The organism is Agrobacterium larrymoorei, from assembly GCF_030819275.1.
Lineage (GTDB): Bacteria > Pseudomonadota > Alphaproteobacteria > Rhizobiales > Rhizobiaceae > Agrobacterium > Agrobacterium larrymoorei_B.
In genome coordinates this window covers 2,756,505-2,782,177 of record NZ_JAUTBL010000002.1, presented here as the reverse complement: position 1 = coordinate 2,782,177, position 25,673 = coordinate 2,756,505, and the positions used below count along the sequence as shown (strand labels likewise).

The 25,673-nt window shown below is 59.7% G+C and carries 24 protein-coding genes and 2 riboswitches; of the genes, 21 read left to right on the top strand and 3 right to left on the bottom strand.

Translation table 11 applies throughout. From position 1 onward, the window contains the following. Positions 1-62: 62 nt before the first annotated feature. Positions 63-139, bottom strand: a riboswitch (SAM riboswitch). Between the two features lie 90 nt (positions 140-229). From QE408_RS22045 to QE408_RS22015, 7 genes are all read left to right on the top strand, one after another. Then, the gene (locus tag QE408_RS22045; protein WP_306934592.1) at positions 230-880 is read left to right on the top strand and encodes a thiamine diphosphokinase; all 651 of its coding nucleotides are present in this window, start codon (positions 230-232) and stop codon (positions 878-880) included. A 4-nt stretch (positions 881-884) separates the two neighbouring features. Beyond that, a complete protein-coding gene (locus QE408_RS22040; RefSeq protein WP_306934591.1) occupies positions 885-2,711 on the top strand; it encodes an ABC-F family ATP-binding cassette domain-containing protein in 1,827 nt (608 codons plus the stop codon). A gap of 97 nt (positions 2,712-2,808) precedes the next feature. After that, entirely contained in the window at positions 2,809-3,201 is a 393-nt protein-coding gene (locus QE408_RS22035) for a VOC family protein (protein ID WP_306934590.1), read from the top strand. A gap of 45 nt (positions 3,202-3,246) precedes the next feature. Then, positions 3,247-3,354, top strand: a riboswitch (TPP riboswitch). A 38-nt stretch (positions 3,355-3,392) separates the two neighbouring features. Further along, positions 3,393-4,406 (top strand): thiamine ABC transporter substrate binding subunit, encoded by a 1,014-nt coding sequence (gene thiB, locus QE408_RS22030; protein ID WP_306934589.1) that lies wholly within the window; start codon positions 3,393-3,395, stop codon positions 4,404-4,406. Positions 4,407-4,425: 19 nt separating this feature from the next. Further along, positions 4,426-6,051: a thiamine/thiamine pyrophosphate ABC transporter permease ThiP gene (thiP, locus tag QE408_RS22025; protein WP_306934588.1), complete on the top strand. Its 1,626-nt coding sequence runs from the start codon at positions 4,426-4,428 to the stop codon at positions 6,049-6,051. After that, the gene (locus QE408_RS22020) at positions 6,048-6,764 is read left to right on the top strand and encodes a thiamine ABC transporter ATP-binding protein (RefSeq protein WP_306934587.1); all 717 of its coding nucleotides are present in this window, start codon (positions 6,048-6,050) and stop codon (positions 6,762-6,764) included. The genes thiP and QE408_RS22020 overlap by 4 nt, the downstream gene beginning before the upstream one ends. Positions 6,765-7,102: 338 nt before the next feature. Continuing rightward, the gene (locus QE408_RS22015) at positions 7,103-8,551 is read left to right on the top strand and encodes a M48 family metalloprotease (protein ID WP_306934926.1); all 1,449 of its coding nucleotides are present in this window, start codon (positions 7,103-7,105) and stop codon (positions 8,549-8,551) included. Positions 8,552-8,592: 41 nt separating this feature from the next. Here QE408_RS22015 and QE408_RS22010 read toward each other — a convergent pair whose 3' ends face one another. Beyond that, entirely contained in the window at positions 8,593-9,666 is a 1,074-nt protein-coding gene (locus tag QE408_RS22010; RefSeq protein WP_306934586.1) for an MBL fold metallo-hydrolase, read from the bottom strand. Positions 9,667-10,003: 337 nt separating this feature from the next. Between QE408_RS22010 and ffh the strand changes: the two genes are divergently transcribed. From ffh to trmD, 5 genes are all read left to right on the top strand, one after another. Then, the gene (gene ffh, locus QE408_RS22005) at positions 10,004-11,569 is read left to right on the top strand and encodes a signal recognition particle protein (protein ID WP_306934585.1); all 1,566 of its coding nucleotides are present in this window, start codon (positions 10,004-10,006) and stop codon (positions 11,567-11,569) included. Between the two features lie 8 nt (positions 11,570-11,577). After that, on the top strand, positions 11,578-11,895 hold the full coding sequence (locus QE408_RS22000; RefSeq protein ID WP_062444677.1) for a chorismate mutase: 318 nt from the start codon (positions 11,578-11,580) through the stop codon (positions 11,893-11,895). Between the two features lie 32 nt (positions 11,896-11,927). Continuing rightward, on the top strand, positions 11,928-12,305 hold the full coding sequence (gene rpsP, locus QE408_RS21995; protein WP_306934584.1) for a 30S ribosomal protein S16: 378 nt from the start codon (positions 11,928-11,930) through the stop codon (positions 12,303-12,305). Between the two features lie 134 nt (positions 12,306-12,439). Then, positions 12,440-13,015 carry a ribosome maturation factor RimM gene (gene rimM, locus QE408_RS21990; protein WP_306934583.1) on the top strand — a complete coding sequence of 192 codons (576 nt, stop codon included), beginning with the start codon at positions 12,440-12,442 and terminating at the stop codon, positions 13,013-13,015. A 4-nt stretch (positions 13,016-13,019) separates the two neighbouring features. Further along, complete coding sequence (gene trmD / locus QE408_RS21985; RefSeq protein WP_306934582.1) at positions 13,020-13,718, top strand: tRNA (guanosine(37)-N1)-methyltransferase TrmD; 699 nt, start codon at positions 13,020-13,022, stop codon at positions 13,716-13,718. On the opposite strand, the gene QE408_RS21980 is transcribed toward trmD, so the two are convergent. After that, positions 13,700-14,446 (bottom strand): sulfite exporter TauE/SafE family protein, encoded by a 747-nt coding sequence (locus tag QE408_RS21980; protein ID WP_306934581.1) that lies wholly within the window; start codon positions 14,444-14,446, stop codon positions 13,700-13,702. The two genes, trmD and QE408_RS21980, sit on opposite strands and share 19 nt — an antisense overlap. A gap of 261 nt (positions 14,447-14,707) precedes the next feature. Between QE408_RS21980 and rplS the strand changes: the two genes are divergently transcribed. The 3 genes from rplS (at position 14,708) to QE408_RS21965 (ending at position 17,114) form a co-directional block, all read left to right on the top strand. Continuing rightward, positions 14,708-15,253 carry a 50S ribosomal protein L19 gene (rplS, locus tag QE408_RS21975; RefSeq protein WP_296076383.1) on the top strand — a complete coding sequence of 182 codons (546 nt, stop codon included), beginning with the start codon at positions 14,708-14,710 and terminating at the stop codon, positions 15,251-15,253. Positions 15,254-15,467: 214 nt separating this feature from the next. Continuing rightward, a complete protein-coding gene (locus tag QE408_RS21970; RefSeq protein WP_306934580.1) occupies positions 15,468-16,262 on the top strand; it encodes a transporter substrate-binding domain-containing protein in 795 nt (264 codons plus the stop codon). A gap of 36 nt (positions 16,263-16,298) precedes the next feature. Beyond that, positions 16,299-17,114, top strand: coding sequence for an amino acid ABC transporter permease (locus tag QE408_RS21965; protein WP_306934579.1), 816 nt, complete (start codon positions 16,299-16,301; stop codon positions 17,112-17,114). A 5-nt stretch (positions 17,115-17,119) separates the two neighbouring features. On the opposite strand, the gene QE408_RS21960 is transcribed toward QE408_RS21965, so the two are convergent. Continuing rightward, the gene (locus tag QE408_RS21960; RefSeq protein ID WP_306934578.1) at positions 17,120-18,412 is read right to left on the bottom strand and encodes an MFS transporter; all 1,293 of its coding nucleotides are present in this window, start codon (positions 18,410-18,412) and stop codon (positions 17,120-17,122) included. Positions 18,413-18,954: 542 nt separating this feature from the next. Here QE408_RS21960 and leuC point away from each other — a divergent pair. The 6 genes from leuC (at position 18,955) to QE408_RS21930 (ending at position 25,636) form a co-directional block, all read left to right on the top strand. Continuing rightward, entirely contained in the window at positions 18,955-20,364 is a 1,410-nt protein-coding gene (gene leuC, locus QE408_RS21955) for a 3-isopropylmalate dehydratase large subunit (protein WP_130978513.1), read from the top strand. Positions 20,365-20,691: 327 nt separating this feature from the next. Continuing rightward, positions 20,692-21,624 (top strand): diaminopimelate epimerase, encoded by a 933-nt coding sequence (dapF, locus tag QE408_RS21950; RefSeq protein ID WP_306934577.1) that lies wholly within the window; start codon positions 20,692-20,694, stop codon positions 21,622-21,624. Next, the gene (mtaB, locus tag QE408_RS21945) at positions 21,621-22,895 is read left to right on the top strand and encodes a tRNA (N(6)-L-threonylcarbamoyladenosine(37)-C(2))-methylthiotransferase MtaB (protein ID WP_306934576.1); all 1,275 of its coding nucleotides are present in this window, start codon (positions 21,621-21,623) and stop codon (positions 22,893-22,895) included. The genes dapF and mtaB overlap by 4 nt, the downstream gene beginning before the upstream one ends. Positions 22,896-22,917: 22 nt before the next feature. After that, positions 22,918-24,390 carry a signal recognition particle-docking protein FtsY gene (gene ftsY, locus QE408_RS21940; RefSeq protein ID WP_306934575.1) on the top strand — a complete coding sequence of 491 codons (1,473 nt, stop codon included), beginning with the start codon at positions 22,918-22,920 and terminating at the stop codon, positions 24,388-24,390. A gap of 2 nt (positions 24,391-24,392) precedes the next feature. Next, positions 24,393-25,043: a septation protein A gene (locus QE408_RS21935; RefSeq protein ID WP_306934574.1), complete on the top strand. Its 651-nt coding sequence runs from the start codon at positions 24,393-24,395 to the stop codon at positions 25,041-25,043. After that, on the top strand, positions 25,040-25,636 hold the full coding sequence (locus tag QE408_RS21930; protein ID WP_306934573.1) for a DUF2585 domain-containing protein: 597 nt from the start codon (positions 25,040-25,042) through the stop codon (positions 25,634-25,636). Before QE408_RS21935 ends, QE408_RS21930 begins: the two co-directional genes overlap by 4 nt. The last annotated feature ends 37 nt before the right edge of the window (positions 25,637-25,673 follow it).

Genomic DNA, 25,673 nt, shown 5'->3' with positions numbered 1-25,673 from the left:
TGCGAACTCTCACGTCCAAAAACAAAAAAACCGGCAGCGAAATCGCGACCGGTCCTCGGAAATTGCCTGTTTCCTCGACCCTTTAGCGACTTCTTTAAAGTGGCTGCAAGCCGGTCGGCAAATCACCACTGGCGGCTGTCATAATCCTGTCTGGCCGAAAAATCAATATCGCCGCCCTTCTGGGCGTTTCCGCCTTTCCTTGAGGTGATGTTTCGCGATAAGGCAGGGCATGACATCGGATCATTTCACCATTCTGCTGGGCGGCGATATTGTCGTGACGGATCGCCTGCACAAGGCGGTTGCAGGATCGCGTGTGATTGCCGCAGACAGCGGCATGAAACATGCCAAGCTACTTGGTCTGAAGCCTGAGCTTTGGGTGGGTGATTTCGACTCCGCCAATGCAGCCCTTGTCGACGAATGGCCGGACGTGCCGCAGCAACCTTTTCCCGCCGCCAAGGGTGAGACGGATGGCGAGATCGCCGTTTCCGAGGCTTTGGCGCGGGGTGCGAAACGATTGACGCTGGTTGGCGCGCTTGCAGGCGAACGATCCGACCATGCGCAGTTTCATCTTCTCTACGCTGTGGCGCTGGCGGAGCGCGGCTACAAGGTAATGCTGACTTCCGGCAACGAGGAGGCGTTCCCGTTGCTTGAAGGTGAACTCGCGCTCGATCTGCCGCGCGGCTCGCTGTTTTCCGTCGCCGGTTTTACAGCCCTTTTCGGCCTCGATATCGAGAATGCCCGCTACCCTCTCAACGATTTTGCGCTTGCCTTCGGCTCGTCGCGCACTATGTCCAACGTGGCTGAGGGTGACATTCGCCTTCGCCTCAAAAGCGGCAAAGCCATCGTGCTTGCCCGTCCCTACGATCTGACCGGAGCCTGATGCCTTGGCACCCCCCATTCTGAAACTCGACGATATCAAGCTGACCTTTGGCGTGACGCCCCTTCTGGATGGCGCCAACTTGCAGGTGGAGCCTGGCGACCGTATCTGCCTCGTCGGCCGCAACGGGTCGGGCAAATCGACGCTGATGAAGATCGCTGCCGGTCTGGTCGAAGCGCAATCGGGCGAGGTTTTCCGTCATCCCTCCGCGACGATCCGCTATCTGGAGCAGGCACCGGATTTCGGTGCTTACGACACCGTGCAGGCCTATGCCGAATCCGGTCTTGGACCGGGCGACGATCCCTATCGCGTCAGCTATATTCTCGAACATCTCGGTCTGACCGGCCAGGAAAATCCAGCAAGTCTGTCGGGCGGTGAAGCGCGTCGCGCGGCCTTGGCGCGCGTCATGGCGCCGGAGCCAGACATTCTCATGCTGGACGAGCCGACCAACCATCTCGACCTGCCGACCATCGAATGGCTGGAAAGCGAATTGCAGCAGACGCGAAGCGCGCTTGTGTTGATTTCGCACGACCGTCGTTTCCTCGAAAAGGTCTCGACCGCCACCGTCTGGCTCGACCGCGGCCAGTCGCGCCGTCTCAATCGCGGCTTCGGCCATTTCGAGGAATGGCGCGACAAGGTGCTGGAAGAGGAAGAGCTGGAACAGCACAAGCTTGGCAAGGCCATCGAGCGGGAAGAGCACTGGATGCGTTATGGCGTGACGGCACGCCGCAAGCGCAACATGCGCCGCGTGGGAGAGCTGCGCGACATGCGCGCCGCCTATCGCGGACATAAGGGTCCGCAGGGCACCGTGCAGGCAACCGCAGTCGAAGCGCGCGAATCCGGCAAGCTGGTCATCGAGGCGGAAGCCATCACCAAGGCTTATGGCGATCGCACCATCGTCGCCCCTTTTTCGCTGCGCGTGCATCGCGGCGACTGCATCGGCCTTGTTGGCCCAAATGGTGCGGGTAAAACCACACTTCTCAAGATGTTGACCGGTGAACTGGCACCCGACAGCGGCACGGTGAAGCTCGGCACCAATCTGGAAATCGCGACACTCGACCAGAAGCGCGAGGACCTCAATCCGAACGATACGCTGGCGCATTACCTGACCGATGGTCGTGGCGAAAGCCTGCTGGTCAATGGCGAGCAGAAGCATGTGACCGGCTATATGAAGGACTTCCTGTTCCAGCCGGAACAGGCCCGCACGCCGATCCGCAATCTGTCGGGTGGCGAGCGTGCCCGTCTTATCCTGGCGCGTATTCTCGCAAGACCGACCAACCTTCTCATCCTCGATGAGCCGACGAACGATCTCGACATCGAGACCCTGGATTTGCTTCAGGAGATCGTCGCAAGCTTCTCAGGCACCGTCATCCTCGTCAGCCACGATCGCGACTTTCTCGATCGCACCGTGACCTCGACGATCGCGCCTGCCAATCCGGATGCGCCGGATGGCCGCTGGATCGAATATGCAGGTGGCTATTCCGACATGATGGCGCAGCGCAAGGGTGCGGCAGAAGACAAGAAGCGTTCGGAAAAGCAGGAAAAGGCGAAGGCCTCGGCAAGCGCCGCGACCAGTGCCGAGCCTGCCAAGGCCAAGGGCAAGCTTTCCTTCAAGCAGAAATTCGCGCTCGAAAACCTGCCGAAGGAAATGGAAAAGCTTCAGGGGGAAATCGCCAAGCGCGAAGAGCGCATGGCCGACCCGCAGCTTTTCGCCAAGGACCCCGGCGGCTTCAACAAGCTGGCAGACGAGATGGCGAAGCTGCGTGAGAAGCTTGAGGCCATGGAAGAAGAGTGGCTGGAGCTTGAGATGCTGCGCGAAGAGATGGAAGGCTAGGGCGCTTTCCGTCAAGGAATACGCTTCATTTTAGCGCCGTCTTTGACAGGTGCGCGAATATGGGCTTTGCTTTGCTCCAACAGGGAGGAGCCAGCCCATGCGTACGATCTTCGTCAACTTGCCGGTGAAGAATATCGAGATATCGAAAGCCTTCTTCACCGCGCTCGGCTTCAGCTTCAATCCGGAATATTCGGATGAGCGAACGCTGTGCATGATCGTCGAGAAGAACATCTTCGTCATGCTGCTTCAGGAAGAACGTTTCCGCGATTTCATCAATGGTGAGATCGCCGATGCGAAGAGCAGCACGGAAGTGCTGACCTGTCTCTCGGCGTCCAGCCGTCAGGAGATCGACAGCATGCTGAAGACGGCGCTCTCCTCCGGTGGGCGCGAGTGGAAACCGGTGCAGGATCATGGCTTCATGTATGCGGCAAGCTTTCAGGATCCCGATGGCCATGTCTGGGAACTGGTTTACATGACGGAGCAAGCATAGGCGCTTGCCGTCTTGCCAATAACCGATTGTGTCATTACATCTTTTCTCGCTCTAACGGGGTGCTTTGTCGGAAAGACGAGGCTGAGAGGCTTTTGCCAACCCGAAGAACCTGATCCGGTTAACACCGGCGGAGGGATTAGACGGCTTCCATCCAGACGCCTATTCCCGTAACCCAATCGAGAAGGTGTCTGATGTATCGTCGTTTTCTGCTGTCCGGCCTCGTCGCCGCATCCTTCCTCCTGCCGAGCCTTGGCGCTGCGCAGGACAAGAAGGTTCTCACCGTCTACACCTATGAAAGCTTCGTCTCCGAATGGGGTCCAGGCCCCAAGGTCAAGGCGGCGTTCGAGAAGACCTGCGATTGCACCGTCAATTTCGTCGGCGTCGCCGATGGTGTGGCGCTGCTCAACCGCCTGAAGCTGGAAGGTGTCGGCTCCAAGGCGGATGTCGTGGTCGGTCTCGACACCAATCTCATTGCCGAAGCCAAAGCCACGGGGCTCTTCGAACCATCGGGTATCGATGCCTCCGCAGCCAAGGTTCCCGGTGGCTTCAAGGACGATGTCTTCGTTCCCTATGATTACGGGCACTTCGCCGTTGTCTATGACACCCAGACGCTGAAGAACCCGCCAAAGAGCCTGAAGGAACTGGTTGAAGGCGACCCGTCGCAGAAGATCGCCATTCAGGATCCAAGGACCTCGACGCCGGGCCTCGGCCTGCTGCTCTGGGTCAAGTCGGTCTATGGCGACAAGGCGCCGGAAGCCTGGGCAAAGCTCAAGGATCGCGTTCTGACGGTTACGCCGGGCTGGTCGGAGTCCTACGGCCTCTTCACCAAGGGCGAAGTGCCGATGGTGCTCTCCTATACCACGTCGCCCGCCTATCATATGGTGGCCGAGCACAGCGAGCGCTATCAGGCCGCAAGCTTCGAGGAAGGCCATTACATTCAGATCGAAGTCGCAGGCCTGTTGAAGAACGCGCCGGAAAAAGAGTTGGGTAGAAAGTTCCTTTCCTTCATCCTGACACCTGGCTTTCAGGATGCCATTCCGGAAAACAACTGGATGATGCCGGTCACCGCTACGTCGCAGCCGCTGCCGGATGCCTTCAACAAGCTGGTCCAGCCGACCAAGACCTTCCTGATGTCGCCGGAAGAGGTGGCGAAGAACCGTAAGGCCTGGATCGATGAGTGGCTGACCGCGATGAGCGTGAAGTAACCTCACGCAGACCACGCCCGTGATTGCGCGCAGCGACAGAAGACGGTTCCTGATCAGTGGCACGGCGGCTTTCACCGCCGTGTTGCTCTTCATCGGGCTTGCGGTCGCAGCGCTTCTGTCCTTCGATACACAGGCGGCATCTGGCGCCCTCTTCGATACCTACACGCTGCGCATTCTTCGCTTCACGCTCTGGCAGGCGACGCTCTCCACCGTTCTTTCGGTCGCGCTCGGTCTACCGGTCGCCTTGGCGCTCGCACGCCAGCGGGATTTTCCCGGCCGTATCTGGATCATCCGGCTGATGGCGGTGCCCATGGGTCTACCGGTGATCGTCGGTGCGCTCGGGCTGATCGCGATCTGGGGCAGGCAGGGGCTGCTCAACATGGCGCTTCTCTCTGCGGGCGTGGCGCAACCTTTCAGCATTTACGGCCTTTCCGGCATTCTCATTGCCCATGTCTTCTTCAACCTGCCGCTTGCCGTGCGTTTCTTCCTGGCGGGGCTGGAAAGAATGCCCGGCGAATATTGGCGCATGAGTGCCGTGCTCGGCATGAATTCCCTCTCGACATTCCGCTTCATCGAATGGCCGGTGGTACGGCGGCTCGTGCCGGGTGTGGCGGGCCTGATCTTCATGCTCTGCGCCACGAGCTTCACGCTTGTCCTGCTGCTCGGCGGCGGTCCGGCTGCGACGACCATCGAGGTGGCGATCTATCAGGCGCTGCGCTTCGATTTCGATCCGCCACGTGCCATAGCACTCTCGCTGATGCAGATTGCGATGACCGGCCTGCTTCTCGTGCTGCTCTCGTTTCTGCCGGGTGCGGAAGCGGAAGGTCAGACGCAGGGCCAGACGGTTCGTCGTTTCGATGCCACTCGCCCGTTGGCGCGTCTTTGGGATGGGCTTGTCATTGTTCTTGCGATGCTGCTGGTCGGGTCGCCGCTGATAGCGGTTGCGGTCTCCGGGCTGACTGCCGATCTGGGGCGTCTTTTGAGCGCGGACGTGTTTCGGCGCGCAGCGATCACCAGCCTGTCGATTGCCCTTCTCTCGGCATCGCTCTCGGTCCTTATTTCCGTGGCGCTTATTCGGTCGCGCCAGGCGATTGCCGATCGTCGCGAGCCGGGGCGCGGCGCGAGGGTTCTTTCGGCGATGCTGGGTGGCGGCGCTTCGATGGTGCTTCTGGTGCCACCCGTCGTGCTTGGCAGTGGCTGGTTTCTGCTGTTGCGTCCTTTCGGCAATGTGTCCGTCTTCGCGCCATTTCTCGTGGCGCTCATCAACATGCTGATGGCCTTGCCCTTCGCCATGCGCGTTCTGGAGCCTGCATTCACCACACATCAGGTGAGAACCGGCAGACTGGTTGCCAGCCTAGGGCTTAGCGGTTTTTCACGGTTTCGCCTGATCGATCTCCCGGTCCTGTGGCGGACCTTCGCCATGGCCTTTTCCTTCGCCATGGCGCTGTCGCTCGGTGATCTCGGGGCCGTCGCGCTGTTCGGGTCCGAAAGCTTCGTCACCTTGCCGTGGCTGGTCTATAGCAATATGGGCAGCTACCGCACCAATGATGCAGCGGGCTACGCCTTCATCCTTGGCGTTATTTGCCTCATCCTCGCGGCAGGCGGCGTGTCGCGCCAATCCGAGAGAGCGAAAATAGCAGCATGAAAAGCGATCGAGTAAACGTCACGCTGGAACAGGTCTCGCTGCAGCTTGGACAGCAGGCGTTCTTCCTTGATACGTCCTTCGAGGAAGCGAAGGTGACGGCGGTCGTCGGTCCTTCCGGGTCGGGCAAGTCGACGCTTCTCAACCTTGTGGCGGGCTTTGAAAAGCCGGCAAGCGGTCGCGTGCTGATTGGGCTTCAGGATGTCAGTGGACGCGATCCGGCCGAACGCCCGATCTCACTGATCTTTCAGGATAACAACCTCTTCGCCCATCTCGATATCGCCACCAATATCGGTCTCGGCATCAGTCCATCGCTCCGTTTGACCAGCGAAGACAAGGCCAAGATTGCGTCAGCGCTGGAACGCGTGGGGCTTGCGGGTTTTGAAAAGCGGCTGCCATCCAGCATGTCCGGCGGCGAACGCCAGCGTGCGGCGCTGGCGCGGGCACTTGTTCGCCAACGGGCCGTCATGCTGCTGGACGAACCCTTTGCAGCACTCGATCCGGGCTTGCGTGCCGGCATGGCGGGGCTGTTGAAAGACCTGCAATCGGAAAACGGCAACACGGTCCTTCTCGTGACCCATCACCCGGACGATATTCGCCGTCTTGCCGATGCCGTGGTTTTTCTGTCGGATGGCAAGATCCTGTTTCAGGGGACGACGGAGGCCTTCTTTTCCGCCACAGACATTCCCGAGGTCGGCGCCTTCCTCCAGAAGTAGTGCGTTGCCGTGCCACAATTTGGACGCGGCGCAATGTCAATCCTGCAAATAGACAGTGAAGGTGCGTATTTTTTGCACTTGCCAATGAGGCTCAACTATTTGAGACATATATAGAGAACGTCTTTTGTCAGGGTCTTTCCGCAGCATAGATCGTTTTTGGGATCGTTTTGGATGTTCAGGCATTCTGGTGCCTGTGGGGTTTAAGCTGATATTCTGGTCTGCATATAACGGATGATCAGGAACGTTTGGAGCGGACTGGCAGTATGATGACGCGTGTGAAGGCCGTAAATGGCCGCTCCGGTCACAATGAGGAAAGACGGTCGGGATCGCGGCGAGGCATGATAGCTCTCGGTGCCGCAGCATTGTTGCTGTCCTCATGCCAGTCGCTGTTCAGTCCCGCCTATCAGTCGACGCTGAAGCCTTCCGACAACCCGCAGACCGTGGAAGAGGTGCAGAAGAACGATCCGCGCGCGCAGATGGGCGCGCGTGAGCATCCGCGCATCGTTGCAAGCTATGGCGGCGAATATCACGACGAGAAGACCGAGCGTCTGGTCGCCCGCATCACCGGGGCGCTGACGGCGGTGTCGGAAAATCCGCAGCAGTCCTATCGTATCACCATTCTGAACTCTCCAGCCATCAACGCTTTCGCGCTGCCGGGCGGCTATCTCTATGTCACACGTGGCCTGCTTGCGCTTGCCAATGACGCCTCTGAAGTGGCCGCCGTGCTGTCGCACGAGATGGGCCACGTGACTGCCAATCACGGCATCGAGCGTCAGCGCCGCGAAGAGGCGGAAGTCATTGCCAGCCGCGTCGTGGCGGAGGTTCTGTCCAGCGATCTTGCCGGCAAGCAGGCGCTTGCACGCGGCAAGCTTCGGCTTGCGGCCTTCTCGCGCCAGCAGGAATTGCAGGCGGACGTCATCGGCGTGCGGATGCTGGGGGAGGCGGGTTATGATCCTTACGCTTCGCCGCGCTTCCTCGATTCCATGGCGGCCTATGCACGCTTCACCTCGGCCGATCCCGATAGCGACCAGAGCCTCGACTTCCTGTCGAGCCACCCCAATACGCCGCAGCGCATTGAGCTTGCCAAGCGCCATGCCCGCGCCTTTGGCCAGGAAGGCCAGGTCGGTGACAAGGGTCGTGACTGGTTCCTCACCGGCATCGACGGCCTGCTTTATGGCGATAGCCCGCAGGAGGGCTATGTCCGCGGCAATACATTCCTGCATGGCAATCTCGGTATCCGCTTCGATGTGCCGGAAGGCTTCCAGATCGATAACAAGGTGGAAGCGGTTCTCGCAACCGGCCCTGGCGATATGGCGATCCGCTTCGATGGCGTGGCCGATCCCAAGCAGACCAGCCTGCCCAACTATCTGACGAGCGGCTGGGTGGCCGGCTTGATACCGGATACGGTGCGAGAAATTCAGGTGAACGGCCTGCCTGCGGCAACGGCGCGCGCCAGCGCCGACAAGTGGGATTTCGATGTCACCGTCATTCGCGTCGGCGATCAGATTTTCCGCTTCCTCACCGCCGTGCCGAAGGGCAGCACGCAGTTGGAGACGGTCGCGAACTTGCTGCGCTCCAGCTTCCGCAAGATGACGCCTGCGGAAATCTCCGCTCTGAAGCCGCTTCGCGTTCGCGTTGTCACCGTCAAGCCCGGCGAAACCGTTGCCTCGCTTGCCGCACGGATGATGGGTACGGATCGCAAGCTGGAACTCTTCCGCGTGCTGAATGCGCTGAGCACCACGGCCTCGGTCGAGCCGGGTCAGCGGGTCAAGATCATTTCAGAGTAAGTGAAGTCCCGTCGGGAAGCATTCTCAGTTACCCGCCTGCGTCAGACAGAGGGAACGTCGAACACTTCGCCTGGCCGCATGGGGCGGAACTTGTCTTTGGTCACCCCCTGGTTCTTCAGCGCCGCTTCGAGCGCGATAATGGGCGCGTCGATCGCCTCATCGGTCAATTGCACCGTGCCCCAATGGTGGCCGCAGGCATAAGCCGCGTTGCAGATCTTCATGCCTTCCACCGCTTCTGCCGGATTTTGATGCTGGCCCTTCATGAACCAGCGCGGCTCGTAGGCGCCGAAGGGCAGATTTGCGAGGCGGAAGCTGCCATGCTTCTTGGCGGCAGCGTGGTAGTTCAGCCCGCTGTGAAAGCCGGTATCGCCGATGTGGTAGATCTTGCCGCCGGGCGTCTCGATGACGAAGGCGGCCCAGAGCGCCATGCGCCTGTCGTTCAACCCGCGTGCCGACCAGTGGTGGCAGGGCTCAAAATGGACTTTGATGTCGGGGCTGACGGCAATCGCATCGCCCCAGTCTCCGACCGAAATCTTCGCCGCCTGCACCTTGGTGCGGATGATCGCGTCATTGCCGAGCGGCGTGACGAAATGCGGCTTGTGCTCGACATGCAGCCTGTGCAGCGTTTCGATATCAAGATGGTCGTAGTGATTATGCGTGACCAGAACGAGATCGATCGGCGGCAGGTCCTCGAAGCGGATGCCGGGCGGGTTGACGCGCTTTGGCCCGATAAAGCTGAACGGACTTGTGCGCTCCGACCAGACCGGGTCGATCAGAATATTCAACCCTGCCGTCTGGATGAGGAAGGAGGCGTGGCCAACAAAGGTGACGCGTAGATCATTGCCCTCGACGCGGGCCTCTGGCTTGGCTGTCGGATAGGGGCTTGGATAGTTCTCCGGCCACTCAGCTCTGTGGCCGTTGAAGCGCCATTTCATCAGGTCGCCAAAACCATTCGGCTGTTCGCCGTTGGGATTGAAGAATCTCACGCCGTCGAAATGATCGGAGGCGGGGCCGCTATAGTATGCGCTGGCGTAGGAGCGGCTGGCAAAAATGCCGCCGCTGCCGAGCAACAGGGCAGCAATGGCGGAGAGGCGAAAGAAGTTTCGACGGTTCATGATGTAAGCTATAGGAAGAGGATAGATAAACGACAAGCGCCAGACTCGTCGAAGAAGCGTCTACAATGTCGTCCGTTTGAAGGCGTTTTCGCCAAAACACCGGACTTGCCTTGACTTTCGCGTGCATTTCCTGTTTATCCCGCCCGATCAGCTGGCAGTTTCAAGACTCCAAGCCACCGACCGGGACCCGTCAAGGTATAAAGAGATCCCGGAGGTCAACACCCGACAGCGCGATGCGCCCTCGGGTGCTTTTTGGCTTTGCCCATTTCCGGGCGTCTTGTTTTTGCCAGCAAAAGCACCGACGTTTCGGGAAACCGAAACGAAGAAGGAAGAACAGATGTTTGAAAACCTCCAGGACCGCCTTGGCTCCATTTTGAATGGACTGACCGGCCGTGGCTCGCTTTCGGAAGCCGATGTTTCCGCAGCGCTGCGTGAGGTTCGCCGTGCGCTTCTGGAAGCGGACGTGGCGCTGGAAGTCGTTCGTACCTTCACCGAAAAGGTGCGCGAAAAGGCGGTTGGCGCCTCGGTCCTGAAGTCCATCAAGCCCGGCCAGATGGTCGTCAAGATCGTCCATGACGAGCTTGTTGAAATGCTGGGCTCGGAAGGTGTGTCGGTCGATCTGCATGCACCGGCTCCCGTCGTCATCATGATGGTGGGTCTGCAGGGTTCGGGTAAGACGACCACCACCGGCAAGATTGCCAAGCGTCTGACGGATCGCGAGAAGAAGAAGGTGCTGATGGCATCTCTCGACACGCGCCGCCCCGCCGCCCAGGAGCAGCTGCGCCAGCTTGGCGTGCAGACCGGCATCGATACGCTGCCGATCGTTGCCGGCCAGTCGCCGACCGATATCGCCTCGCGCGCCGTCCAGGCGGCCAAGCTTGGCGGCCATGATGTCGTGATCCTCGATACCGCCGGTCGTACCCACATCGACGAGCCGTTGATGCTGGAAATGGCCGACATCAAGAAAAAGGCCAATCCGCACGAAATCCTGCTGGTTGCCGACAGCCTGACCGGTCAGGATGCCGTCAATCTGGCGCGCAATTTCGATGAACGTGTCGGCATTACCGGCCTTGTGCTGACCCGTATGGATGGCGATGGCCGTGGTGGTGCGGCCCTTTCCATGCGCGCCGTTACCGGCAAGCCGATCAAGCTCATCGGTACCGGCGAGCGGATGAACGAACTGGATGAGTTTCATCCACGCCGTATCGCAGACCGCATTCTCGGCATGGGCGATATCGTCTCGCTGGTCGAAAAGGCTGCAGAGAATATCGATGCGGAAAAAGCCCGCGCCATGGCCGAGAAGATGGCCAAGGGCAAGTTCGACCTCAACGATCTGGCCGATCAGCTGCGCCAGATGCAGAAGATGGGCGGCATGGGCGGCATCATGGGTCTGATGCCCGGCATGGCTGGCATGAAGGACAAGATGGCGTCCGCCGGTTTGAACGACAAGATGTTCGACCGTCAGCTGGCGATCATCTCGTCGATGACCAAGGCTGAGCGCGCCAACCCGGATATTCTCAAACACAGCCGCAAGAAGCGCATTGCTGCCGGTTCCGGCACGGATGCTGCCGAAATCAACAAGCTCTTGAAGATGCATCGCGGCATGGCCGACATGATGAAAGCCATGGGCGGCAAGGGCAAGGGCGGCATCATGAAGCAGATGATGGGCGGTCTGGCCGGCAAGATGGGTCTCGGCATGGGCGGCATGCCTGATCTCGCCAATATGGACCCCAAGCAGCTTGAAGCGCTGCAGAAGCAGGCGGAAGCCGCAGGTCTTGGCAAGCCGGGCGCTCTGCCTCCGGGTCTTGGCGGTCTTCCAGGCGGATTGCCTGGTCTCGGTGGCAGCAAGCTGCCGGGTCTCGGCGGTCTTCCGGGTCTTCCCGGTTTTGGCAAGAAGAAGTGAGGCCATCGGTGACTACGACAGACGTCAAAGAAAAACTCGCTGAATACCGCCAGTCCATCGACAATGTCGATGCCGCACTGGTGCACATGCTGGCCGAACGCTTCCGCTGTACCAAGGCGGTGGGCGTGTTGAAGGCCACCTACGATTTGCCGCCGGCAGACCCGGCGCGCGAAGAATACCAGATCGAACGCCTGCGCCGCCTGGCCAAGGATGCCAATCTGGATCCGGATTTCGCCGAGAAGTTCTTGAACTTCATCATCAAGGAAGTCATCCGGCATCATGAAGCCATTGCCGCTGAACACAACGGCACAGAAAAGACCGCCTGACCGGCGGGCAAGCCATTATAAGGAGAACTCACATGGCACTGAAAATTCGTCTCGCACGCGGTGGTTCCAAGAAGCGCCCGTACTACCAGATCGTTGTTGCTGACGCCCGCAGCCCGCGCGACGGCCGCTTCCTCGAGAAGGTCGGTTCCTGGAACCCGATGCTGCCGAAGGACAACGCTGATCGCATCCAGATCAACGGCGACCTCGTCAAGGAATGGATCGCAAAGGGTGCACAGCCGACCGACCGCGTTCTGCGCTTCCTCGCAGAAGCCGGCATTGCAACGCGCGACGCGCGCAACAACCCTGAAAAGGCAAAGCCAGGCAAGAAGGCTCTCGAGCGCGTTGCCGAGAAGAAGCAGAAGGCTGAAGACGCCGCTGCTGCTGCCGCTGAAGCCGCTGCTGCAGAATAAGTCTGGTTTATCCTGATAGAAACGGGTGGCACGGTTTCCGCGCCACCCGTTTTCATGTTTAATTCCCATGGACTTGGCGGTAGATCAGCCAGGTACTAAAACGATACGCGCACAACGCGACAACGGACGGTTCAATGGCAAAGCTGGAAAACCCCATTCTCATGGCCAAGATTGGCGCAGCCCAGGGCTTGCGCGGCGAAGTGCGGGTCAGCTCCTATACCGACGATCCCCTGGCGCTTGGCGATTACGGCAATCTGGTTGCCGCCGATGGGCGTGTGTTTGAAATTCTCGAAGTGCGCCAAGGCAAGAATGTCGTCATCGTGCGCTTTCGCGGTATCAATGACCGCAACGCCGCTGAAGCGTTGAACGGGCTTGAGCTCTTCGTCGATCGCGACAACCTGCCTGACGAGGATCTGGACGAGGACGAGTTCTTCTATACCGATCTCGAGGGTCTCGACGTGGTGGACGCCGAGGGCAAAAGCTACGGTTCGGTCAGTGCCGTCTATGATTTTGGCGCAGGTGATCTGCTTGAGTTGAAGGGTGCGGGACGTCGTCCGGCGCTCATCCCCTTTACCGAGGCTGCCGTTCTCGAAATCGATCTGGAGGGCGGAAAGATCCTGATCGATCCCTTTGCCGCGGGGCTGATCGACAATCCGGAAGACGGCAAGGACGATCCCGATCATCCGATCTTCGGCAAGGGCAAGAAGTAAGCCGATGAGCTTCAAGGCAACCGTGCTGACGCTCTACCCGGAAATGTTTCCGGGGCATCTGTCCTATTCTCTGGCGGGCAAGGCGCTGGAGCGCGGCCAATGGCAGATGGAGCCGGTGCAGATCCGCGATTTTGCCACCGACAAGCATCGCAGTGTCGATGACACGCCGGCAGGTGGCGGTGCTGGCATGGTGCTCAAACCCGATGTGCTGGCAGCGGCCATCGACGCGGTGTCGGAGGATGATAGTCGTCCGCGCCTGTTGATGAGCCCGCGCGGCAAGCCGCTGACGCAGGAGCGTGTGCGCGAGCTTGCGGCAGGTGAGGGCGTCATCATTGTCTGCGGTCGTTTCGAAGGCGTGGACCAGCGGGTGATCGATGCGCGTGGCCTCGAAGAGGTCTGCATCGGCGACTATATTCTTTCGGGCGGTGAGCCCGCAGCGCTGACGCTTCTCGATGCGGTGGTGCGCATTCTGCCGGGCGTGATGGGCAATGACCTGTCCGGTGTGCATGAAAGTTTCGAAGGCGGACTGCTCGAGCATCCGCACTACACAAGGCCGCAGGTCTGGGAAGGCCGGGACATTCCCGCCGTTTTGACGTCGGGCAATCACAAGCTGATCGACACGTGGCGGCATGAGCAGGCGCTGGCTCTGACGAGAGAGCGCCGCCCGGATTTGCTGGCCGAAACTCAAGCGGTGAAGAAGTAGTAGCCCGTCAGCACTAGCCCGACCGTGATCACCAATGCTCGGATGATCCATTGTGGAACGCGGCGGGCAAGATAGACGCCACAATAGCCGCCGAGCGCAGAGGCGGGAATCATGATCAGCGCCGCGTGCCAGGCGACAACACCACCGCCGACGAAGACAATGGTGGCAACGGCGGCAATGACGACGGCCAGCAGGTTCTTCAGGGCGTTCAGATGATGATAGGTGCCGCCTGCGGTGAGGCCGAGCACGGCGAGCATCATGATGCCCATACCGGCACCAAAGAATCCGCCATAGATCGAGGTGAAGAACTGGCCGATCAGGCTGGCGACATTGCTTTTCGGATGCTCTTCATTCGAGCGCGGACGGAGCCACGGCCCGGCGGCAAAGAGTGCCGTGGCCGCAAGCAGAAGCCACGGCACCAGCTGGCGGAAGGAGGGGTTGTCGAGCGACAGCAACAGCAGTGCGCCGCCGGTTGAACCGAGGATCGAGAGAACCGCGAGCAGGACCGCACCCTTCCAGTGGGCACGAATTTCCGGCCAGTAGGCAATTACCGAGGTGACGTAGCCTGGAAACTGAACGATGGAGGAGGTGGCATTGGCCGAGATCGGTGCGATACCCGCTACCGTCATGGCGCCGAAGGTCAGGAAGGTGCCGCCGCCAGCAATGGCATTGACGGCGCCGGACAGAAAGCCGCTGGCGAACAAGAGTAGAATGATTGCAATGGACATGGCCCCTCCCGGCGTTCCATCTCCCATATAAGCAGATGCGCTTTCCGACAATCAGGTGGCGGCCGACAAAATATTGTCATGTAAGGGATGACAAACCGGTGATCTTCCTGTATTGGCCCGCGTGGAATTGGGCTTATGCCCATTAACCGCAAGCAAAGAATGGCGAACCCGCTCCTGCCGCAAGGCATAATTCCAAGGACAGGATCCAAGGAATGATCTCGTTGAGCGCTCTGGCTGTTTCAGAAGAACTCAGAGGTTAACATGACCAACATTATTGCACAGCTGGAAGCCGAACAGGCCGCCAAGATCGAAGCGAAGCGCAAGCTTCCTGAATTTTCTCCTGGTGACACCGTTCGCGTCAACGTGCGCGTTACGGAAGGTAACCGTACCCGCGTACAGGCTTACGAAGGCGTCGTTATCGCTCGCTCCGGCGGCGGTCTCAACGAGAACTTCACCGTTCGCAAGATCTCCTACGGCGAAGGCGTAGAGCGCGTATTCCCGGTTTACTCTCCGCTGGTTGAAGGCGTTGAGATCGTTCGCCGTGGTAAGGTTCGCCGTGCGAAGCTCTACTACCTGCGCGACCGTCGCGGTAAGTCCGCTCGTATCGTTGAAGACACCGGTGTTCGCGCTCGCAAGCTCAACGATGCCGAGCGTCAGGCTGCTGCCGACGAAAAGGCACGTATCGAAGCTGAAAAGGTTGCAGCAGCACAGGCTCTGGCCGCCGAAAAGGCAGCAGCAGAAGCCGCTGAAGCCAAGGCAGCTGAAGAAGCTGCAGCAGCAAAGGCTGCTGAAGGTGCAGCTGAATAAGCTTTCCCTTTTGGGATTATCGAAAAGGCGGTCTTCGGGCCGCCTTTTTTGTTGTCGGGTTTTGCGGCGTCCTGCGCCACCGGGCGGTCTGTTGCGACGCGGGGTCGAAAGATGTGGCGGCATTCTAACACCCCCCGCTTTCTTGAAACGCATGTCTCTTGCGCGGCGGCTTTAAAGCGTGTCAATTTCCGAGCTTCTTTTCAGGAGACCGCCATTGTTCAGACGCTCATTTTTCATCGCCATCGCCTCCGCGCTTTTATCACCAGTCCTCGCATCGGCCGCCGATCTGCCGGATCTGAAGGGTCGCGAGATCGTCGTGGTGACGGAGAATGCCTATCCGCCGCTGCAATTCGTCGATCCGAAGACGGGCAAGCCGATCGGTTGGGAATATGATGCGATGAACGAGATCGCCAAGCGGCTGAATGCCAAGGTCGAGTATCAGAACGCTTCCTGGGATGCGATGATCCCGGCTGTCTCCGCCGGGCAGTACGACATCGGCATGACCGGCATCAGCATCAAGGAGGATCGCAAGGAGAAGGTGGATTTCTCCGATCCTTACATGCGCTCGGAGATGTTCATGCTGGTGCGCGCAGACGAGACCCGCTTTACCGACGCCAAGAGCTTTGCGGCCTTCGATAAGGGCCTGATCGGCGCGCAGGCTGGCACAACCCCCTTCTATACGGCCATCTACGATATCCTGGATGGCAATGAGCAGAATCCGCGCGTCAAGCTGATGGAGACCTTTGGCGCCACCGTGCAGGCGCTGCGCACCGGCGATGTCGATCTGGTTTTGACCGATGGCGTTGCGGGCAAGGGCTATGTCGATTCGTCAAATGGCACGTTGAAGCTGATCGGTGGGCCGCTCGGTGGCGACGATTTCGGCTTCATCTTCAAGAAGGGCTCCGATCTCGTGGCACCCGTCAACGCCGCGATTGCCGCCTTGAAGGCCGATGGTACCTTTGCCGCGCTCGATAAGAAGTGGTTCCTGGACTACAAGCTTGGCGAATAAGCGAATGCGCATGTCATCGCCTTGGAGCGTTCCGGCGTGAACCGTCCGCAATCCAAACATGCAGCGGATGATTTTCCCTGGTGGCTGGTGGCGCTGGTCGATATCGGCGCCACTCTTGCCGTGGTGATTGCCGTCAATGGCATCTATGCGCAGGTCTTCACCACGGTGATCAATGGCATCGGCATGACGATCTTCGTCACGCTGGTGGCCTTCTTTCTTGCCTGCCTCTGGGGTCTGCTGATTGCCCTTCTCGGCATGGCCGACACTCTTGTGCTGCGGCAGGTTGCGCGTTTCTATATCGAAACCATGCGCGGCATTCCGATCCTTGTCGTGCTGTTCTACATCGCCTTTGCTGGCGCGCCCCTGCTGGTGGATTTCGTCAATTGGCTGATGACGCCGTTGATTGCTGCGGGTTGGGTCGAGCCGGTCATCGTGCGCGACTTTTCGCTGATGTGGAGGGCTATCCTGGCGCTGACGCTCTGCTATGGAGCGTTCCTCGCAGAAATCTTCCGGGCGGGCATCGAGGCTGTCGATCAAGGACAGATCGAGGCGGCAAAGGCGCTCGGGCTCAGCCGCTATCAGCGCTTTCGTCTGGTCGTCTTTCCGCAGGCGGTGCGGACGATCTTTCCACCGCTTTCGAATGATTTCGTTTCGATGGTGAAGGATAGCTCGCTAGTCTCGGTGCTGGGTGTCGCGGATATCACGCAGCTCGGCAAGGTCTATGCGGCCGGCTCCTTCCGCTTCTTCGAGACCTATTCCATCGTCGCTTACGTCTATCTGATCCTGACGCTCGGACTGTCGCTGATCCTGCGGCGCATCGAAAAAGGGATGCGCCGCAAGCAGGGGCGTTGAAAGACTCAGGCCTTCAAATTCGGCTGCGAGGAGATCTGCCTGGCGATCATCCGGCCGGCGATGATCACGAGCACACCGGCAATCGCGAGGCAGGCCGAGAGGAAGAACATCGGGGCGATGGTGCTTCCCGTCTCATCGCGGATCCAGGGAACGACGTTCTGGGCGACAAAGCCGCCGAGATTGCCGACCGAGTTGATCGCCGCAAGACCGGCAGCAGCGCCCGCACCCTTCAGGAAGCGACCGGGAAGGCTCCAGAACACCGGCTGTCCGGCGAAGATGCCCGCTGCGGCGATGCAGAGGAAGGCGAACTGCGCGACAGGCGATGTCATCAGGGCGGACATCAGCAGGCAGAAGGCGCCGACAAAGGCAGGCACAACGATATAGGTGATCTTCTTTTCGGAGCGATCGGCGGCCGACGGCACCAGATAGAGGGCAACGGCAACGATCAGCCAAGGAATGATGTTGATGAAGCCATTCGCAGTGTTCGACACGCCAAAGCTTTTGACGATGGTCGGCAGCCAGTAGCTGAGACCATAGGCGGCCAGCGGGAAGCCGACATAGCAGAGCGACATGAAGAGGACGCGCGGATTGATCAGCGCGCGGAAACCGTCCTCTGCATGTTCGTCCATGCCGGAGTTTTCCGAAGCGATGCGCTTGTTCAGCCAGTCCTTCTCGTCCTGAGACAGGAATGCAGCCGTTTCCGGCTTGTCGTCGAGATAGAAGATGGTGACGATACCCGCGATCACGGCCGGAATGCCGGTGGCAAGGAAGACCCACTCCCAGCCCGCATAGCCCCAGAGGCCGTCCAGATCGAGCAGCATGCCGCCAAGCGGTGCGCCAACGGCATTGGCAAGTGCGGAGAAGATCATGAACAGACCGACCATGCGGCCGCGATAATCGCGTGGGAACCAGAGCGTCAGGAGATAGAGGACGCCGGGGAAGAAGCCAGCCTCGCAGACGCCGAGAAGGAAGCGCAGGATATAGAACATCGTTGGGCTGCTCGTATAGGCGAGCGCAATGGTCACAAGGCCCCAGGAAATGATGATGCGGGCAAACCAGAGCCTGGCGCCGAAGCGATTGAGCAACAGGTTGCTCGGCACTTCGAAGATGAAATAGCCGATGAAGAACAACGACGCGCCAAGGCCATAGGCATATTCGCTGAGCCCCAGATCGCCGACCATTTGCAGTTTGGCGAAGCTGACATTCTGACGGTCGATATAGGCGATGAGATAGAGAAGCCCAAGAAACGGCATCAGTCGCCATGTGATTTTTGAGATAAGTGCTTTTTCAGATACCAAGATGTACCCCTCCCTGTCGGCAGCACGTCGAGGTGCCGCCCGATTTGACGAGACCGGCTCTCACGGCATCGTGAGAAAGCGGTTTCGGTGCCGTCCTAAAACGCGTCGCGATCCTTCGGATTCGCTCGTCACGCTTTAGATCCTTCTTTTGCCCATGTCGTTATCGCAAAACCGGTGACCACTTTTGCGCGACGTCCTCTAACGTTTCACACGAGACTTTTATCCCGCCCACAACGCCCGGCATTTTTTTGCGTTGCACAAGAAAGATTCCTTAAATACGGGCCGGGCGGTTTTCAATCGCAAAGCGCCATGTTGCTGTTGAAAAGCCGATCTGCTATGAGAGACGCATGGGATCGAAATTCGGATGTCTCGCGCCAAACATTTTCGTGCTGCAGGATCACAAGCGTCTGCCGGCACGATTTTTCGCGCGTGTTTCCGGCGCGTTCAACGGCCGACTTACGTTCGCCTGATGGCCTGAAAAGGCTGTCGGCCTTTACTCCACATCCCCCAATTTCCTTTTTGACATTCGAATGGATAAAGCCATGAGCGCACCGCGTACTCTGTATGATAAAATCTGGGATGATCACGTCGTCAACCGCGATCCCGATGGAACCTGTCTTCTCTATATCGACCGCCACCTGGTCCACGAGGTGACGTCGCCGCAGGCTTTCGAAGGCCTGCGCATGGCCGGTCGTCCGGTTCATTCGCCTACCCGCACGCTCGCGGTGGTCGACCATAACGTTCCCACGACCGCCGACCGTCTGGAAGGCATCAAGAACGAAGAGAGCCGCATTCAGGTGGAAGCGCTGGCGCAGAATGCCAAGGAGTTCGGCCTCGAATATTATTCCGAGCGCGACAAGCGTCAGGGCATCGTTCACATCGTCGGACCGGAGCAGGGCTTCACCCTGCCGGGCATGACGATCGTTTGCGGGGATAGCCACACCTCCACCCACGGCGCTTTCGGCGCGCTGGCCCATGGTATCGGCACGTCCGAAGTCGAGCACGTTCTGGCAACTCAGACGCTGATCCAGAAGAAGGCCAAGAACATGCTGGTGCGTGTGGATGGCAAGATTCCGGACGGTGTCACGGCAAAGGACATCATTCTCGCCATCATCGGTGAGATCGGCACGGCTGGCGGCACGGGCCACGTCATCGAATTTGCCGGTGAGGCGATCCGTTCGCTGTCGATGGAAGGTCGCATGACCGTCTGCAACATGACGATCGAAGGCGGCGCGCGCGCCGGTCTGATCGCACCGGACGAAACGACCTTCGAGTACATCAAGGACAAGCCGCGTGCGCCGCAGGGCGAGACGCTGGAACAGGCCATTGCCTATTGGAAGACGTTGAAGTCGGATGAGGGTGCCCATTACGACAAGGTCGTTATTCTGGATGCCGCCAACCTGCCGCCGATCGTTTCCTGGGGTTCGTCTCCGGAAGACGTGGTTTCGGTGCAGGGTATCGTGCCGAACCCGGACGATATTGCCGACGAGAACAAGCGCAATTCCAAATGGCGTGCGCTCGACTATATGGGCCTCAAGCCCGGCACCAAGATGACCGATATTGCTATCGATCGTGTCTTTATCGGCTCCTGCACCAATGGCCGTATCGAGGATCTGCGCGCTGCCGCCAAGATCGTCGAAGGCCGCAAGGTCGCACCGACCGTTTCGGCCATGATCGTTCCAGGCTCGGGTCTCGTCAAGGAACAGGCGGAGAAGGAAGGCCTGGACAAGATCTTCCTCGAGGCTGGTTTTGAATGGCGCGAGCCGGGCTGCTCCATGTGCCTGGCGATGAATGACGACCGTCTGGCACCCGGTGAGCGTTGCGCCTCTACCTCCAACCGCAACTTCGAAGGCCGTCAGGGCTACAAGAGCCGCACGCATCTGGTCTCGCCCGCCATGGCGGCGGCGGCAGCCGTTGCTGGCCATTTCGTCGATGTGCGTGAGTGGCAGTAAGCACTGCTTGATGCTTAGGCTCCCAAGGTCTTTGGGAGCTGACACAGCTTCGCCCTCTCCGTCGTCATCCTCGCCCTTGAGGCGAGGATAGATGGCACATGTGAGGAGCGAAATCGTGGGTCCTCGGCTCAAGGCCGAGGATGACGGCAGAGGGTGGGGTGGCTCGTGGTCACCAACTGACATCTGGTCATGCCCCTGAGCGAGTGGTACCACGCCCAATCGCACTTGGTTTTCCCGCACCCAGACTGGTAATTCCCCCGCAATTCCGCCATATAGAGGCGAATTAGGCGCCGCTTGCGCGCGCCCATCTCGGACAAGGTCAGGCACATGACACAGACGGTCGAATTCGCGAAGATGAATGGGCTTGGCAACAAGATCCTGGTTGTCGATATGCGCGGCCGCAAAGACATGGTCTCGCCGCAGGCGGCGATCGCGCTGAACGCCGATGCTGAAACGGTCTTCGACCAGATCATGGCGATCCACGATCCGCGCCTTGCCGGAACCGACGCCTATATCGACATTCTCAATTGCGATGGTACCAAGGCGCAGGCCTGTGGCAATGGCACACGCTGCGTGGTGCAGGCGCTGGCGTCAGAAACCGGCAAGAAGGCCTTCACCTTTCAGACCGTCGCCGGCATCCTCAATGCCAGCGAGCATGAGGACGGGATGATTTCCGTCGATATGGGTCTGCCGCGTTTCCGCTGGAGCGATATTCCGCTTTCGGAAGAGTTTCACGATACCAGCCGCATCGAATTGCAGATCGGGCCCATCGACGATCCGGTGCTGCATTCGCCATCGGTCATGTCCATGGGGAACCCGCATGCCATCTTCTGGGTGGATCGCGATCCCATGACCTTCGATCTCGAGCGCATCGGGCCGCTGCTGGAAAACCATCCGATGTTTCCGGAAAAGGCCAATATCACGCTCGCGCAGGTCATCTCCGACAGCCGGCTTCGTACACGCACCTTCGAGCGCGGTGCAGGTCTGACGCTTGCCTGCGGATCGGCCGCTTGCGCTGCCGCCGTCTCAGGCGCACGGACTGGCCGCACCGGTCGCCGCGTGGAGATCGATGTGGCGTCCAGCCCCGTTCGCATTCCGCTGACCATCGAATGGCGGGAGGATAACCACGTCATCATGACCGGTCCTGCCGAATGGGAGTGGGCCGGGCATGTCGATCCCGTCACCGGCGCATGGACGCGCGACCTTGCGACTCAAGAGGTGGGGACGCGTGAGGCGGGCGAGAAGCAGAGCGTCTTATGAGCGGTGTCGAGGTCATAACCTTCGGCTGCCGCCTCAATACCTATGAATCGGAAGTGATGCGGACTGAGGCCGAAAAGGCGGGGCTCAACAATGCGGTGTTGGTCAATACCTGTGCTGTGACCGGTGAAGCCGTTCGCCAGGCACGTCAGGCCATCCGCCGGGCGCGTCGCGACAATCCGCATGCGCGCATCATCGTCACCGGTTGCGCTGCCCAGACGGAAAAGCAGACCTTTGCCGCCATGCCCGAGGTCGATGCCGTGCTCGGCAATGAGGAGAAGCTGAAGAGCAATTCCTACCGCGCACTGCCGGATTTCGGCGTCTCGGCGGAAGAGAAACTGCGCGTCAATGACATCATGAGCGTCAAGGCCACCGCGCCGCAGATGGTCAAGCACATTGACGGGCATGTGCGCGCTTTCATTCAGGTGCAGAATGGCTGCGATCACCGTTGCACCTTCTGCATCATCCCCTATGGCCGCGGTAACTCCCGTTCCGTGCCGATGGGTGCGGTGGTGGATCAGGCCCGCAAATTGACCGAGAGCGGTTACCGCGAAATCGTCCTGACCGGCGTGGATGCCACAAGCTATGGCGCCGATCTGCCGGGCGAACCAACCCTCGGTTATCTGGCGAAAACGCTGCTGAAGCAGGTGCCGGATATTCTGCGGCTCAGGCTTTCCTCCATCGACAGCATCGAGGCGGACCGTCACCTGATGGACCTGATTGCCGATGACCCGCGCTTCATGCCGCATCTGCATCTGTCGTTGCAGCATGGCGATGACATGATCCTGAAGCGGATGAAGCGCCGACATCTGCGCGACGACGCCATTCGGTTCTGTCGCGAGGTGCGCGCTTTGCGTCCGGAGATCGCTTTCGGTGCGGATATGATCGCCGGCTTTCCGACCGAGACGGAAGAGATGGCGGAGAATGCCGCGACACTTGCGGAAGCGTGCGGCATTTCCAGCCTGCATGTCTTCCCCTATAGCCCGCGCCCCGGCACGCCTGCGGCAAGGATGCCGCAGCTTGATCGTGCTTTGGTCAAGGAGCGGGCGGCAAAGCTGCGCGCCCGCGGAGAGGCGCTTCGCCTTGCGCATCTCGACGCCATGGTTGGACGCGAGCAGACGATTCTCGTCGAGAACAATGGTTTTGCCCATACCGATAACTTTACCCTGGTGGCGGCACCTGATCTTGCGCCCCGCACTCTTGCGCGGGTTGCCATTACGGGTCACAACGGTAAGCACTTGAATATGCAATATCTGGCGGCGCAGGCGGCCTGAAGAATCTAGAGACGGAACAGTCATGGCCCTCGGCTTCATCAAAAAAGTCTTTTCGTTCGGCAAGGACAAGGCCGAGACGGATAAGCTGGAAAGCGAAGAGGCCGTTTCTCGCCAGGAGGAGCGTAGCGCCTTCGAAGAGGCGTTGAACGAGGCGGAAGCTCACACGCTGCCCGCCGAAGACCCCGTCCCCGATGTAGAAATGGAAACCGCCGCAGGACCTGCTTCCGACGACGTCGAGAAGGGGGCTAACGTTGCCGATTCTGATCTCGGCGACGATCAGGATGAGGAGGAAGCGCCGCTTCTGCCAGGCCCTGAATTGGTTGGCGATATCGGCATGGTGCCGCTCTCCCTGCTGGAGGCCGAAGCAGCCGCTGAAGAGAGCGTTAATGGTGATGCGCGGGACACGTCGCTTGCCGATGCGCCTCTCGACGAGCACGCGCTGGATGATATTCTGGACGAAGCGGAGGCCGCCAGCGGCATTCCGCCCGCTGCCCTGTCTCCTGCCGTCCCGGCTGCTCTTCCAAAGGGCTTTGCGTCGGCTGCCGATCGCGTCGAGCCGGTCGAGGCCGCAGCTGAACTGAAGCTGACCTGGTTCCAGCGCCTGCGCGCTGGTCTTGCGCGCACCTCCTCACAACTGACAAACCAGATTTCGGCACTCTTCACCAAGCGCAAGCTCGATGAGGACACGCTGGATGAGCTGGAAGATCTGCTGATCCAGTCCGACCTCGGCGTCGAGACCGCCATGCGTATTACCGGCGCGCTATCATCGGAGCGCTACGGCAAGGATGTCAGCGGCGAGGATGTCGCCAAGATCATGGCAAGCGAGATCACCAAGGTTCTGTTGCCCGTCGCCAAGCCGCTGGAACTCGATCTGTCGCACAAGCCGCATGTCATTCTGGTGGTCGGTGTCAACGGTACTGGCAAGACCACCACCATCGGCAAGCTTGCGGCAAAACTCTCCGGCTCCGGCCTGAAGGTGATGTTGGCTGCGGGCGATACATTCCGCGCGGCTGCCATCGAGCAGTTGAAGATCTGGGCGGATCGCACCGGATCGGACTTCCTCGGCACCAAGCTTGGCGCCGATGCCGCAGGGCTTGCCTATGATGCCTATGAACAGGCGCGGGCAAAAAAGAGTGACGTGCTGATCATCGATACGGCGGGCCGTCTGCAGAACAAAACAGAGCTGATGGCCGAGCTGGAAAAGATCGTGCGCGTGCTGGCCAAGCTCGATCCGGAGGCGCCGCACACCGTTCTTCAGACGCTGGATGCGACGACGGGTCAGAACGCGATGAACCAGGTTGAGATTTTCCGCAACGTTGCGGGTGTCTCGGGCCTGATTATGACAAAGTTGGATGGCACGGCGCGCGGCGGTATCCTCGTTGCGATTGCTGCCAAGCATAAGTTGCCGGTCTATTTCATCGGCGTGGGCGAAGGCGTGGACGATCTGGAGCCGTTCGAAGCAGAAGATTTCGCCAAGGCGATTGCGGGAGTTTGAGTATGGATGTGGAAAGCAATCAGCGCGAAAGCGAAAAAATGGTGCGGGAAATCAGCCCACTCCTGAAGTTCGTTTTGGAACTTGGACCGCTTGTGGTTTTCTTCTTCGCCAACTCCAAGGGCGACTGGCTGGCCGAAAAGCTGCCCGTTCTGCATGAATTCGGCGGTCCGATCTTCATCGCTACGGGCCTCTTCATGATCGCCACCGCACTCGCGCTCACCGTCTCCTGGATCCTGACCAGAACCCTGCCGATGATGCCGCTGATTTCCGGCCTCGTGGTTCTCGTCTTCGGCGCGCTGACGCTCTACTTGCAGAACGATACCTTCATCAAGATGAAGCCGACCATCGTCAACACGCTGTTCGGCGTCATTCTGCTGGGCGGGCTGTGCTTCGGCCAGTCCTTGCTCGGCTACGTCTTCAACTCCGCCTTCAAGCTGACGGATGAGGGCTGGCGCAAGCTGACGCTGCGCTGGGGGCTCTTCTTCCTGTTCCTGGCGGTGCTGAATGAAGTGGTCTGGCGCAATTTCTCGACTGACACATGGGTTGCCTTCAAGGTGTGGGGCACCATGCCGATCACCATCATCTTCACCATGGCGCAAATGCCGCTCGTCATGCGCCACTCCGTCGAACCGCTGAACAAGGACCACAAATGACCACGACGGCTGTGCCGGCCTCCCGCTCGTCTTCAATCAAATGGTATTGGGTGGCCGTCGGGCTACTGCTCGCGCAGATCGTCATTCTCTACATGATGGGCCGCGTTCCGATTTGCGAATGCGGCTATGTAAAGCTGTTCGAGCCGGGGGTGAACACGCCCGGTAACTCACAGCACATCGCCGACTGGTACACGCCGTCCCACATCATCCATGGCTTCCTGTTCTACGGACTTGCCTGGCTTCTCTTCCGCAGCAAGCCCTTGTCGTTTCGGCTGTCTCTTGCCGTTCTGGTTGAAGCGGCCTGGGAACTCCTGGAAAACTCGCCGATCATCATCGATCGCTACCGCACTGCCACCATGGCGCTCGGCTATAGCGGTGACAGCATTTTGAATTCCGCGATGGACACGGTGTTCATGATCGTCGGCTTCTTCTTCGCCGCCCGTGTGCCGGTGTGGCTGACGATCCTGATTGCGATCTTCTTCGAGATCTTCACCGGCTGGCTGATCCGTGACAATCTGACCCTGAATGTGCTGATGCTGGTCTGGCCGGTGGATGCCGTCAAGGAATGGCAAAACGCGCTTCCAGGCGCCTGATCGGCCAAGATTCTGCGTGAAGGCGGGGGCTTTATTA